Origin of the sequence: Nostoc sp. DedQUE02 (assembly GCF_034531035.1) — a bacterium.
GTDB lineage: Bacteria > Cyanobacteriota > Cyanobacteriia > Cyanobacteriales > Nostocaceae > Nostoc.
On sequence record NZ_JAVRBY020000004.1, the window covers coordinates 49,779 to 63,515 of the forward strand.

A 13,737-nucleotide genomic window follows, 5' to 3' on the forward strand; every position below is an offset into this window, starting at 1 on the left:
TTCGATATTGAACACACAACATCTTTTGAAAAGCTATAATGAGTGAGTTGCACTACGACGTTGGTGACTGCCATCAAGTTTTTTGATCTATGCCTTTAATGACAAGGGAGTCAACTGTTCTCGTGGCAGTATACCGGGCATGTACCCGGAAACTTTAAACGAGGAATTTAGGTTCCCACCTGGATAAACCCAGGTCATAAACTTAGGTAAAACGGCGTCGCGGTGAACTTAAAATTATTAGCTCCCAAAGTCAGTTAGAATTTGGGAGCTTTAATTATTTCAATCAATTTAAAATAAGCAAACTGACAGTCAAGATTGCCATATTTTTGGGAAACCTAGATACTGAGGTTTCAAGAATTAAGCCCTATGGTCAGCATTCCCGGATATCAAGTTAGCAAAGAACTCTACAACGGTTCTCGAACTTTGGTTTATCGTGCTAATCGAGAAACTGACCAAAAATCCGTGGTGATTAAGCTGATGAAAACTGCTTATCCCAGCTTTAGCGAATTGGTACAGTTTCGCAACCAGTTCACCATTGCCAAAAATTTGAATCTACCTGGAATCATCCAAACCTATAGTCTGGAACCCTATCAGAATGGCTATGTGTTAGTGATGGAAGACTTTGGGGGAATTTCTTTAAAGCAGTGGCAAGACAGAGTAGAGAATAGGAGAATAGGGGAAACACCACAAGCTCTGATTGAGTTTTTACAAGTAGCGATCGCACTGTGCAATACATTAGATATTCTAATTCGTCATCGGGTCATTCACAAAGATATTAAACCCGCCAATATTTTAATTAATCCAGAAACCAGAGAAGTTAAGTTAATTGACTTTAGTATTGCATCTTTATTACCACGAGAAACTCAAAGCCTCATAAGTCCTAATGTCTTAGAAGGGACACTTGGCTATTTGTCTCCAGAGCAAACTGGAAGGATGAATCGGGGGATTGATTACCGTACTGATTTTTATTCTTTGGGTGTAACTTTTTACGAATTACTAACAGGGCAATTACCATTTCAATCGCACGAACCAATGGAATTGGTACATTGTCATATTGCCAAACTTCCGCCTTTAGTACATGAAATTAATTCGCAAATTGCGCCTGTACTCTCATCGATTGTTAGTAAACTGATGGCGAAAAATGCCGAAGGACGTTATCAGAGCGCATTTGGGCTGAAATATGATTTAGAAAATTGTTTAGCTCAACTCAAGGAAACGGGTAAGATTGTAAGTTTCCCAATTGCCCAACGGGATGTGTGCGATCGCTTTATTATCCCAGAAAAACTCTATGGGCGCGAGCATGAAGTTGAAACTCTGCTCAAAGCCTTTGAACGCGTTAGCAACAACCAAACAGAACTAATGCTGGTGGCTGGTTTTTCTGGTATTGGTAAAACTGCTTTAGTTAACGAGGTTCACAAACCTATTGTCCGGCAACGGGGCTACTTCATCAAAGGCAAATTTGACCAATTTAATCGGAATATTCCTTTCTCCGCTTTTGTGCAGGCATTTCGAGACTTAATGGGACAATTACTGAGTGAAAGTGATGTCCATTTGTCAACATGGAAAAATAAAATTTTACAAGTGCTGGGGCATGAAGGGCAAGTCATTCTTGAGGTAATTCCCGAACTAGAACAAATTATTGGTCAACAACCACCTGCAACGGAACTTTCACAGAGTGCAGCCCAGAATCGCTTCAATTTACTCTTTCAAAAATTCATTCAGGTATTCACTACAAAAGAACATCCATTAGTAATTTTCCTCGATGATTTGCAGTGGGCTGATTCTGCATCGCTCAAATTGATGCAGTTGTTGATGAGCGAGTTAGGAAGTGGAGCTTTACTTTTAATTGGCGCTTATCGAGACAATGAAGTATCTACCGCACATCAGTTGATGTTGACTTTAGCGGAGATTCGTAAAGTCAATGCGACAATCCACAGCATTACTTTAGCTCCGTTAAGTAAAGCTAGTTTAAATAAATTGGTGGTTGATACCTTGAGTTGTTCGAGTAAAACTGCCCAACCACTAACGCAACTCGTCTATCAAAAAACTCAAGGAAATCCATTTTTTGCAACGCACTTTCTCAAAGTATTATATGAAGATGGACTGATTACTTTTAATTTTGTTCAAGGTTACTGGCAATGTGATATTGCTGCTGTGAAAGCACTTGCTCTTACCGATGATGTTGTAGAATTCGTAGCGCTACATTTGCAAAAGTTACCAGATGTAACGCAAAATGTGTTGAAATTAGCCGCGTGTATTGGCAACTCTTTTGATTTGTTAACTTTAGCACTTGTTTCGGAACAATCGGAAACCGAAACGGCAGCATCTTTATGGAAAGCTTTGCAAGAAGGGTTAGTTTTACCTACTAGTGAAGTTTATAAATTTTTTCAAGATAATGAACATAATTCTGACTCAAGTCCCTTAAATTCAAATTTCCAAATTCCCACCTATAAATTTTTACACGATCGCGTGCAGCAAGCGGCTTACTCTCTAATTCCAGATGAAGAGAAACAATTTACCCATCTTAAAATTGGTCAATTACTCTTGCAAAATACCTCTGAATCACAGCAAGAGGAGCGGATTTTTGAGATTGTCAGTCAGTTGAATCGAGGAATATTGTTAATTACCCAACCGGCTGAACGTCAACAATTAGCTCAATTAAATCTGAATGCTGGTCGAAAAGCGAAAGAATCTACCGCTTATGGTGCAGCAATTCATTACTTCTATTCTGGAATGCAGCTGCTACCGATTAATAGTTGGGAAATCGCCTACGAATTGACTCGAAGTTTATACGAGGAAGCTGCCGAAGCTGCCTTTCTCAACAATGAATTTGAGCAGATGGAATCTCTTATCCAGGTTGTCATCGAACAAACAACCACCTTACTAGATAGAGTGAAAGTTTATGAAGTTCAACTCCAAGCTTATCAGGTACGGAATCAATCATTCAAAGCGATCGCAACTGGACGCGAACTTCTGGCTCAACTTGGGGTAACATTACCTGAATCAGTAACACCTCCAGACATTCAGCAATATGTAGTTAACACGCTCTCCATCTTGGCAGCCAGAAGTATTGAGGGCTTGGTTGATTTGCCATTGATGAACGATCCCAAAGCTTTGGTTGCTTTGCGGATTATGGCTAGTATTGCTCCCGCCATCCACCAAACTGCCCCTTATCTGTTCCCAATTATTGCCTGCGAAGAGGTGAATTTATTTCTTAAATACGGCAATGCACCACTTTCTGCACCAGGATATGCAGATTTTGGAATTGTACTTAATATTTGTCACCAACTCGAGTCAGGCTACGAATTTGGTCAGCTAGCTTTAATACTTGTGGATAGATTTCAAGCAAAATCTGTTCAAAGCATGACTCTATTTAAGGTGGGTGCATTGAATCAATGTAATAAACAACATGTTCGCACCTCAATTAGTTTATTACAGGAATCCCATAGTCTTGGATTAGAAACAGGCGATTTTTTTCATGTACTGGCATCGATGATTTTCAAGTTATTCTATGTCTATTTAAGTGGCACAGAAGTTTTGGAAATTCTCTTAGCAGATATCAAAGCCTATGAGTCTAATTTTGCCCAAAATCAGCGTTTATTAAATTGGTCGAATATAATTTTTCAAAGCATTAATAATTTAATCGAATCTAGCGATCGCACAGAGCGCTTCATTGGTGAAGATGATCGAGATGAACAACTATTATCTGCGCTCATTAAAGAAAATGACGAATTAACACTCCATGTATTTTTCTTAAGTAAGTTAACACTCAGTTATTTGTTTGAGAATTTTCCGGCGGCAGTTGAAAATGGAAATCAGGGAGAGCAATACCTCAACGGTGGCGCAGGAATGCTATCTGTGCCTGTTTTCTACTACTACGATTCTCTGTCTCGTCTGGCTGTCTATCCAACGGCTGAACCATCTCAACAAGAACAATTACTCTTAAAGGTTGGCGAAAACCAGGAAAAATTGCAGTTTCGAGCCAACTTTGCACCGATGAATTTCCAGCACAAATTTGATTTGGTAGAAGCAGAACGCCATCGGGTTTTAGGCGAAAAAATAGCAGCAATAGAATTGTACGATCGCGCCATAACTCTAGCGAAAGAAAACCAATATATCCAAGAAGAAGCCTTGAGCAATGAACTAGCTGCCAAGTTCTACCTCGACTGGGGCAAAGAAAAAATCGCCCAAGTTTATATGCAAGAAGCTTATTACTGCTATGCTCGTTGGGGCGCTAAAGCCAAAACTGAGGATTTAGAAAAACGCTATCCTCGACTTCTGGCTCCCATCTTACAAGGGCAGTATCATCGCTTTCAACAGAGTTCAACCGTCGATGCATCATCATTTCTTCATCAAACCATCCACACAAATCTTTCTAGCAGCAGTATTTCGGAAGCACTCGATTTTGCCACCATCTTTAAAGCCGCACAAGTTCTCTCCAGTGAAATTCAATTAGAGCAGTTGCTCACTACTCTTTTGCAAGTAGTGATGGAAAATGCCGGGGCACAAAAAGCTGCATTACTTGTACTTCAACAGGACAACTTGATGGTTGAAGCTGTAGCCACTATCAATGAAGGAGTAACTCTGGTATCTACACCATTGTCAACCAGCGAAGGCATTCCGATTACACTGATAAACTATGTCAAACACAGCTTAAAAACTGTGGTGCTGGATGATGCAACAGTAAAAAACGATTTTATTACTGACCAATATTTGATGCAGCAACAACCCAAAAGTGTGTTGTGTACGCCGATTTTGCGTCATGGTCAATTAATCGGGTTACTATATCTGGAAAATAGGTTGACAATTGGTGCATTTACGAGCGATCGCACCGAAGTTATCCAACTGTTATGCACTCAAGCTGCCATCTCTCTAGAAAATGCCCGTCTTTATCAAGAATCTCAAAATTATGCCCAAGAGTTAGAGCGATCGCTACAAGAACTTGAGCATACGCAACTACAAATGGTGCAAAATGAAAAAATGGCAATCTTGGGTAATTTGGTTGCTGGGGTGGCACATGAAATTAATAATCCCATTGGATTTTTGAAAGGCAGCCTTAACAATGCCGAAGACTATATTCAAGACTTACTCGCCCATATCCAATGCTACCAACAACATCATCCCAATCCGGCGATCGCAGTCATTGAGCATGGCGAAGAAATTGACCTAGAATTCTTGACTGAAGACTTACCAAAGTTAGTAGACTCGATGAAGGTGGCTTCAGAAAGGATCAAAGATATTAGCATCAGTCTCCGCACCTTTTCCAGAGCCGATACAACCGAAAAAGTTGCTTGTAACCTCCATGAAGGGATTGAGAGTACCCTGTTGATTTTGAAGTATCGCCTCAAAGCTAACGAAAAACGTCCAGCAATTGAAGTCATTACTGAATACGGAAAAATACCACCAGTTAAGTGCTTTTTAGGACAGTTAAATCAAGTATTTATGAACATCCTTGCTAACGCCATTGATGCCTTAGATACTTCCTGCGAGGAGCTTTCTTTTGCTCAAGCCCAAGCGAATCATCACCAAATACTGATTAAAACCGAAGTATCCAATGAGCAAAACATGGTGGCAATTCGCATCAAAGATAACGGTCAGGGGATGCCAGAGGAGATTAGAGCAAGGATCTTCGATCGCCTATTTACAACCAAAGAGGTTGGGAAAGGAACAGGATTAGGACTCGCGATCGCTCGTCAAATTGTCGAGGAAACCCATGATGGGCGGTTGAGTTGCAATTCTGTGCTTGGCGAAGGAACAGAATTTGTCATTGAGATTCCAGTATTTTAAGGAATTTGCGATTTTCCTCGCAATGCATAACGCTTTTAATTTTTCGGTAATGTGGAGAACAGCAATAGCATAATTCTACTAAATCTGTATACCTTGATTCTAAATGAGGTAGCGTTCAGAGTTAAAATGACACAATTGCGTTAAATTGTGGTTAAAACTACAAAAAATTGTTAAAACAACTAACTAATACCGTATTTCCAGCCTCGGTCTTCCGACTAGAGAGTGGTTTAACTTTTATTCATCAAGAAATTCTCACTACTCCTGTAGTTGTGGCGGATGTTTGGGTGCGTGCTGGAGCCAGCTTAGAGCCAAAACCGTGGTTTGGTATGGCGCACTTTTTAGAACACATGATTTTTAAAGGTACGGCGACGCTACCCCCTGGAATGTTCGATTCCAAAGTTGAAAATCGGGGTGGCGTGAGTAATGCAGCGACAAGCTATGATTATGCTCATTATTCACTCACTACAGCTGCTCCTTATTTAAAAGATACTCTGCCCTACTTGGGAGAACTACTACTCAATGCGGCAATTCCAGAAGATGAATTTAGCCGCGAACGGGATGTAGTGCTAGAAGAAATTCGCTCTTGTCAAGACGATTCCGACTGGATAGGATTTCAAGCGCTGATTCAAAGCATCTATCCGCATCACCCTTACGGACGTTCGGTGTTGGGTACAGAGCAAGAACTGATGCAGCAATCGCCAGAAGCAATGCGCTGTTTTCACCGCACTCACTATCAGCCGGAAAACATGACGGTGGTAATTGCCGGGGGTATAGCCCAGCAACCAGCTTGGGAAATGGTAAATCATTCCTTTGCTGATTTTGCCGAACCCTCAAATTGTCCGCAGTTGGAGAAAGTGACAAAGCCAGCAATCGCCGGAATTCATCGTCAAGAATTGTGTTTACCACGCATAGAACAAGCGCGATTGTTGATGGCGTGGCTGGTACCCGGAGTAGAAGATATCCGTACTGGCTATGGTTTAGATTTCTTGTCAGTGTTATTGGCAGAAGGGCGGACTTCGCGTTTAGTGCGTGATTTGCGAGAAGATTTGCAATTGGTACAGGGAATTTGCAGTAGTTTTTCTCTACAACGAGAATCAAGTTTATTTACAATTACTGCTTGGTTAGAACCAGAAAATCTAGAAAAAGTTGAGTCTTTAATTTGCGCTCATTTGGATGATTTGCAGACTAAAGGAATTAGCGAACAAGAACTTGCTAGGACACGCAGGTTGCTATGTAACGAGTATGCGTTTTCTACCGAAACGCCAAATCAACTGACAGGGCTTTATGGATACTACAATACCATCGCCCAAGCTGAATTAGCTGTGACATATCCCCAGCAGATTCAGTCTTTTGATGCCAAAGAATTGCAAAAATTAGCTAAACAGTATCTCTCACTAGAAAATTACGCGGTTACTGTACTTAAACCGTGTTAGTTATTGGGCATTGGGCACTTGTACTGAGCGTAGTCGAAGTATTGGGCATTGGGCATTGGGCATAGGACATTAATTTTTGACAAAGGACAAAGGACAAAGGACAAATGACAAATGACAAATGACAAAAGACAAATGACAACCTTGCTGCAAAAATCGCCCATCCATCGCACTGTATTGAACAATGGGATTGTCGTGCTGGTGGCAGAAAATCCGGCTGCGGACATTATTGCAGCACGAATCTTTGTGCGTGCCGGTAGTTGTAACGAAAATCGGGAAAAAGCAGGGTTAGCACATTTGTTATCAGCAGTGATGACAAAGGGATGTGATGGACTTTCTAGCTTGGAAATTGCAGAAAAAGTCGAGTCTGTAGGGGCGAGTTTGAGTGCGGATGCTGGCACTGATTATTTTTTGCTATCTTTCAAAACGGTAACATCCGATTTTGGGGAAATTCTAACATTGGCAGGGCAGATTTTGCGATCGCCTACTTTTCCTGAAACTCAAGTAGAACTAGAACGGCGTTTAGCACTCCAGGATATTCGTTCTCAAAAAGAGCAACCGTTCAATGTCGCCTTTGAACAAATGCGGCAGGTAATGTACCAAAATCATCCCTACTCTATGTCAGTACTGGGGGATGAAACCACCATGAACCGCTTAACTCGTGCAGATTTAGTGGAGTATCACCAGACTTATTTTCGTCCAGATAATGTAGTAATTAGTATTGCTGGTAGAGTCACACCCACAGATGCAGTAGCATTAGTGGAAGAAGTTTTTGCTGATTGGCAAGCGCCAGCCCAGGCAGTACCAATACTGAATTTACCTGAGATTAAAGTGGAACCGCAGGTAAGGTTAAAGCCACTACAGACACAACAATCAATCGTGATGCTTGGGTATTTGGGAACATCGGTGAGTTCTGTTGACTACGCCGCCTTGAAATTGCTGTGTACCTACTTGGGAAATGGGCTTTCTAGCCGCTTGTTTGTCGAATTGCGGGAAAAACGAGGTTTAGCTTACGAAGTATCCGCCTTTTACTCCACAAGGCTATTTCCAGCCTCCTTTGTAGTTTACATGGGTACAGCACCAGAAAATACCAGCATTGCCCTAGAAGGATTGCGTACAGAAGTAGATTTGTTGTGTACCACTGAAGTATCCGAAAGCGCACTCCAAGCTGCTAAAAACAAGATTCTGGGGCAATACGCCTTGGGTAAACAAACCAACGGGCAAATTGCTCAGATATACGGCTGGTATGAAATTTTGGGCTTAGGAATTGATTTTGACACCAAGTTCCAAGAATTGGTTGCGGCGGTGAGTGCCAAGGATGCGATCGCTTCAGCTTGTAAGTATTTAAAAGAGCCTTACTTGTCTTTAGTTGGTCAAGAAGAAGCAATTAATCGAGCGATCGCGAACTGAAAATCTGCCGCAACGACGCCCGTCGGAGATATTGTAAAATGCAGCAGCTGTTTTTTAGACCAAGCGGCTGTACCATTAGCATGAGAATATTCTGGGAGTGAATTCCATGCAAAGCAGCCTGACAGCAAGTATTTTGAGTTACTTAAAATTACTAGACCCAACTGTAAATCGCTGTAGAATGGAAAAACGGCAAAAAGATTGGTGGCCAAAGAGGTCTAAATCTTTATCAGCCATTAAAATACTCTTGTTTTCTGCTACGCCTCTGCTTATTACCTCAACGGCTGTAGTATCAATAGCAGCTCCACAAAAAATTGCCCAAGGAAATCCTCAAGATAGTATTAACCGTCCAAGCCTCAAAGTTGGTAGTCAAGGCGAACGCGTATCAGAACTTCAGGCAGCTCTGAAACTTTTAGGTTTTTATTCTGGTGCAGTAGATGGTATTTATAGTGAGAATACAGCTAGTGCTGTTTCCCGGTTTAAACAAGCGGCGGGCTTGAATCCAGATGGTATTGTTGATGCCAGCACTTGGCAACGACTTTTTCCTAATCAACCAGTAGCAGCATCAACCGTCCCTTCATCCCAGCCAAGATTTAACTCAGCTACAAATTTTCCTGTTCCAACCCAGTCTAACAACGTCACCAATGTTGTAAATTCTAACCCCAATCCCCCAAGGCAAGCTGTAACACAAGTTGCGACTAGCTCTCAACCAAAACCTACTACCCCAAAAAAAGCTGTAACCCAAGTCGCAACCAGCCCTGAGCCAAGACCTGCTACCCCAAGAAAAACTACAACTTCAAGCAGACAAAAAACACCAAATCGGACTACATCAACTACTCGAACTCAAGCAACTACACGGACTGGGCAAAATACTCGAACTCAGCCAAAAACAAGTACTCAGCGAACCCCTGGCATTCAATACACCTCAGAAGGAATGCCAATTTTGCGTATAGGATTACGTGGTTCTGAAGTTGTTAAATTGCAACAACAACTGAAAAAGCTTGGTTTCTTAAAAGGCAATGCTGATGGAGACTTTGGCGAGACAACCGAAGAAGCTGTGAAAGCAGCACAAAAGCGCTATGGTTTAGAAGCTGACGGTGTAGTTGGTGGCTCTACTTGGGAGGTTCTTTTGCGGCGTTAACCGTCGTTAAGCGTATCCCCACTCTTCAAGCTTAATACATATAGCGTCCACCCGCCCTTGACCAAAGGTGCGGGCAAGACTTCGGCATGAGCGCTCAGTCGAACGCTGTCTACCATACAAAACTGGATAATTTATTTATTGTTTGAAAATCCCTAATTACCGAGGTTTCTCAACTCAGAGAAACCTTTGTACGGGTTTTGCGCTTCACACCATTTTTTATGAATTTAATGCGGTACATCCTGCAATACGATAAAGATATACCGATTAGAAGTCAATACAGTTCAGTTAAGCTTTTTTCTCTCCCCCTGCTCCCGAAGCCTCCCCTGCTCAAGAACAGCCTGCCTTAACAGATAAATTTGCTTAACCCAAGCGTATTGGATTAGAAGTATCTCTCTTGCCAGCACTGAAAAATTACATTGCTTTTAGCCTGACAAAAGATGATGACAACTTTAGGAGTCAAGCACAAGGACACCTGATCGTGTTACAGATCACAGATGACAATACTGAAATTAATTAAACTGACTGCTAAATCCTCTAAAAAAACTTATGCAACACTTTTTATTAACTTGGCTCGGTAGTGCGGTGGCGTTATTCATTACTGCTAATATCGTTCCGGGATTCTTTATCAAGAATTTTCTGACTGCCTTAGTTGCTGCCTTTGTTATTGGTCTGGTTAATGCATTTATTAGACCAATTTTGCAGATTTTGACCTTTCCGATTACCTTACTCACCTTTGGTTTATTTACATTGGTGATTAATGCCTTAACCCTTTGGTTGGCCAGTGCCCTAACTCCTGGTTATGGTTTTGAAATTCAGGGCTTTTTACCTGCTTTGTTAGGTTCAATTGTGCTAGCAATTGTTTCTAGCGTAATTAACTATTTTTTGAGAGTTGTTGACTAGAAAAATTAGTAAATTGTAATACTAATATTTGAGGCTTGGGCAACAGCTAGTGTTACCGCTCCTGTTTGCCCTTGTACCTGGAAAATTCGTTTAGGAACTAAGAACTTTACCTGCAATTCCTCTATGTTTGTAAAAGGGAAAACAGCCAATGGTGTGAGTTGAGTCGCTGCAAGAATAGCAGCGGCCTCTGCTACGCTGGGTGTACCTACTTTGTAGTCGGTAATTGTGGTCGGGTTGGGGACACACACACAGCGAAGAATTTCGGCAGAAAAGGTTTTTAAAGGCAAATTACGGAGGTGGCAAAGTTCTACTAAGCCAACTTCCGAGGCTTTAGTGTCAATGGTAGCAATCCCTGCGATCGCACTTGGAAAAAGTTGATTTTCTCGAAATACTTGCTCAATCGCCCCATCAATCAACTGCCATGATGTTCCTCGTTTACAACCGATTCCTACCCATAAAACCTGTTGCACTTGGTATATTTCCTTATTCAATTCGTCAAGATTTGGTTTACTGCAACAGCCAACCAAATAAATCTCCTACAGTCAGCCTCAACTCACTTGCAAAATCTGGCAAAGGGAGTAAAGCTTCTAGTTCATCCAACATGACTGGCTGTTGATTGCGGATGTAGACAAACACCGTTTGTTCTTCTGGATCAATCAGCCAACCCATTTGTGTTTCATAATTCAGGCAATGCAGGATATTTTTTGTGACTTTCGTTTGTCTTTGGTCAGGTGATAGAATCTCGATAGTCCAATCGGGAGCTGCTTGGAATACATTGGCGACTTCACCATTTTCATCACAGGGAATTCTTTGCCAAGTGAACACAGAAACATCTGGCACTATTGATCTTCCACCAAAAGTACACCGCAGTTCTGGAAAAGCACGAGCAATTCGCTTGGGCTTCACTATTGAGCTGATGGTGCTAATCATTTCACCTCGAATTGTACTGTGCTTTCCTTGTGGCATAGGTTTTTGAATAATTTCACCATCGATGTATTCATTAGCGGGCTTTGTTTCTGGTAACATTAGAAACTCTGCCAAAGTTATATTTTTAGATGGTGTCCGTACCATAAGCTATCGCCTCCAGTCCAGCAATTCTAATAAAAAAAGCGCAAAGTACACAAAGAAAAAATCAACTTAACTCTTACTCTGCGTACCTTTGCGCTACCTCAGCGTACCTTTGCGTTAAAAAAAATATTACATCCTCTCCAATACCTGAATTCCCAACAAAGATAATCCCAGCTTCAGAGTTCTAGCAGTCAAATCACATAAAACTAAACGGGATGTGCGCTGCGGTTCCTCAGCTTGTAATATGGGACAGCGATCATAGAATTGGTTAAACTTTTGACTCAGTTCAAACAAATACTCACATAAACGATTGGGCAACAAATCTTGCTCTACATTACTAATAACTTCATCCAGTTGAAGTAAATATTTTGCCAGCACTAATTCTGTTTCATGCTGCAACAAAACGGCATTATTTCCCAACTCTTTAAAGTTAATATCACCCTTGCGGCTAATCCCATAAATCCGTGCATAAACATATAGCATATAGGGCGCAGTATTACCTTTAAGATCCAGCATTTTGTCGTAGCTGAAGATGTAGTTACTGGTGCGATTTTGGCTTAAGTCTGCATACTTAACTGCGCTGATTCCAACTACTCTAGCAACTTCATTAATGAATTCTTCACTTTCTTGGCGTTCTTCTTTTTGTAATCTAGTTTTTAGGTCAGCATGGGCACGAGAAACAGCTTCATCTAATAAATCCCGCAACCGCACAGTATCCCCAAAACGAGTTTTGATTTTCTTGCCATCTTCTCCTAACACCAACCCAAAAGGCACATGCACTAATTCCACATCATCAGGAATCCATCCGGCTTTGCGTGCAACCTGGAAAACCTGAGTAAAGTGGTTTCCTTGTCCAGCGTCTGTTACATAAATTATCCGCTTTGCTCGATCCTGCTGAATCCGGTAACGGAGAGATGCTAAATCTGTTGTGGCATAGTTATAGCCGCCATCTGATTTCTGCACAATTAAGGGCAAAGGTTCACCTTCTCTATTTGTAAACCCTTCCAAGAAAACACATTTTGCCCCTTGGTTTTCTACCAGTAACCCAGATTTTTCTAAATCTTCCACAACTCCTGGTAGTAAGGGATTGTAGAAAGATTCGCCTCGTTCAGTTAACTTGATATCCAATAACTCATAAATTACTTGAAACTCCCGCCGTGACTGTTCGCACAAAAGTTTCCAAGCATGAATTGTATCTTCTGCACCTGCTTGTAATCTGACAACTTCTTGGCGTGCTGTTTCTTGAAAAGCTTCATCGGCATCAAACCGCAGTTTGGCTTTGCGATAAAAAGAGACTAAATCACCAATATCTAAAGCATTCGCAGTGGTAAGAGCGTCTGGGTAAACTTCGCGCAGATAGGCAATTAACATTCCAAACTGCGTACCCCAATCACCGACATGATTTAACCGCAGTACATCATGTCCTTGAAATTCTAAAATTCGGGCGATGGAATCACCAATAATCGTCGAACGCAAGTGTCCGACGTGCATTTCTTTGGCAATATTAGGACTGGAAAAATCCACAATTTCCCGTTTAGGCGTTTTCGCAGCTGGAACTCCCAGTCTGGGATCGGCTTGAATCGCGTTTAGTTGTGCTTCTAAGTATGCTGTTTTCAGTTTGAGATTGATAAATCCTGGGCCAGCGATTTCCGGCGGTTCGCAGATTTCGGATACATCTAGTTTCAGGGCGATCGCATCTGCGATCGCTCTTGGTTGCAATCCTAACTTTTTACTCAGGGATAAAGCCACATTCGCCTGATAATCGCCAAATTTAGGATTGCTAGCAGGAACCAAAATTGGATCTACTCCAGCGAAGTCAGCGCCAAAAGCGGCGACTAAAGCCTGCTCAACCTGATCTTTTAGTTTTTCTTGTGTAGCGTTCATATATAAATTTTATCTGTGAGAAGGGGAATGTAGCTCTGGAAAAGCTTGATTATTTTAACCTTAAAAGATATTCATCAAGTCTAAGCAGGGATTGTTATCCTCAAGTACAATCCCTTAAAT

The 13,737-nt window shown here is 41.5% G+C and carries 8 protein-coding genes and 1 other RNA gene; 6 read left to right on the forward strand and 3 right to left on the reverse strand.

The features are described from left to right. Positions 1 to 46: 46 nt before the first annotated feature. The 6 genes from ssrS to RMX98_RS05675 all read left to right on the forward strand — a co-directional run bounded on the left by ssrS (position 47) and on the right by RMX98_RS05675 (position 10,665). A non-coding RNA gene (gene ssrS, locus RMX98_RS05650) (6S RNA) lies at positions 47 to 230 on the forward strand. Between the two features lie 136 nt (positions 231 to 366). Further along, positions 367 to 5,787: an AAA family ATPase gene (locus RMX98_RS05655; RefSeq protein ID WP_322678859.1), complete on the forward strand. Its 5,421-nt coding sequence runs from the start codon at positions 367 to 369 to the stop codon at positions 5,785 to 5,787. Positions 5,788 to 5,954: 167 nt separating this feature from the next. Beyond that, positions 5,955 to 7,220, forward strand: coding sequence for a pitrilysin family protein (locus RMX98_RS05660; RefSeq protein ID WP_322678858.1), 1,266 nt, complete (start codon positions 5,955 to 5,957; stop codon positions 7,218 to 7,220). A gap of 111 nt (positions 7,221 to 7,331) precedes the next feature. Then, positions 7,332 to 8,627, forward strand: a complete 1,296-nt coding sequence (locus tag RMX98_RS05665) for a pitrilysin family protein (protein WP_322678857.1) — start codon at positions 7,332 to 7,334, stop codon at positions 8,625 to 8,627. Positions 8,628 to 8,733: 106 nt separating this feature from the next. Continuing rightward, positions 8,734 to 9,765 carry a peptidoglycan-binding domain-containing protein gene (locus RMX98_RS05670; protein WP_322678856.1) on the forward strand — a complete coding sequence of 344 codons (1,032 nt, stop codon included), beginning with the start codon at positions 8,734 to 8,736 and terminating at the stop codon, positions 9,763 to 9,765. 546 nt (positions 9,766 to 10,311) lie between these two features. Continuing rightward, complete coding sequence (locus tag RMX98_RS05675; RefSeq protein ID WP_322678855.1) at positions 10,312 to 10,665, forward strand: phage holin family protein; 354 nt, start codon at positions 10,312 to 10,314, stop codon at positions 10,663 to 10,665. 5 nt (positions 10,666 to 10,670) lie between these two features. On the opposite strand, the gene RMX98_RS05680 is transcribed toward RMX98_RS05675, so the two are convergent. The 3 genes from RMX98_RS05680 to argS all read right to left on the reverse strand — a co-directional run bounded on the left by RMX98_RS05680 (position 10,671) and on the right by argS (position 13,617). Beyond that, positions 10,671 to 11,135, reverse strand: a complete 465-nt coding sequence (locus RMX98_RS05680; RefSeq protein ID WP_322678854.1) for a cobalamin biosynthesis protein — start codon at positions 11,133 to 11,135, stop codon at positions 10,671 to 10,673. Positions 11,136 to 11,172: 37 nt separating this feature from the next. Next, on the reverse strand, positions 11,173 to 11,736 hold the full coding sequence (locus RMX98_RS05685; protein WP_322678853.1) for a Uma2 family endonuclease: 564 nt from the start codon (positions 11,734 to 11,736) through the stop codon (positions 11,173 to 11,175). Between the two features lie 126 nt (positions 11,737 to 11,862). After that, positions 11,863 to 13,617: an arginine--tRNA ligase gene (argS, locus tag RMX98_RS05690; protein ID WP_322678852.1), complete on the reverse strand. Its 1,755-nt coding sequence runs from the start codon at positions 13,615 to 13,617 to the stop codon at positions 11,863 to 11,865. Positions 13,618 to 13,737 lie beyond the last annotated feature (120 nt).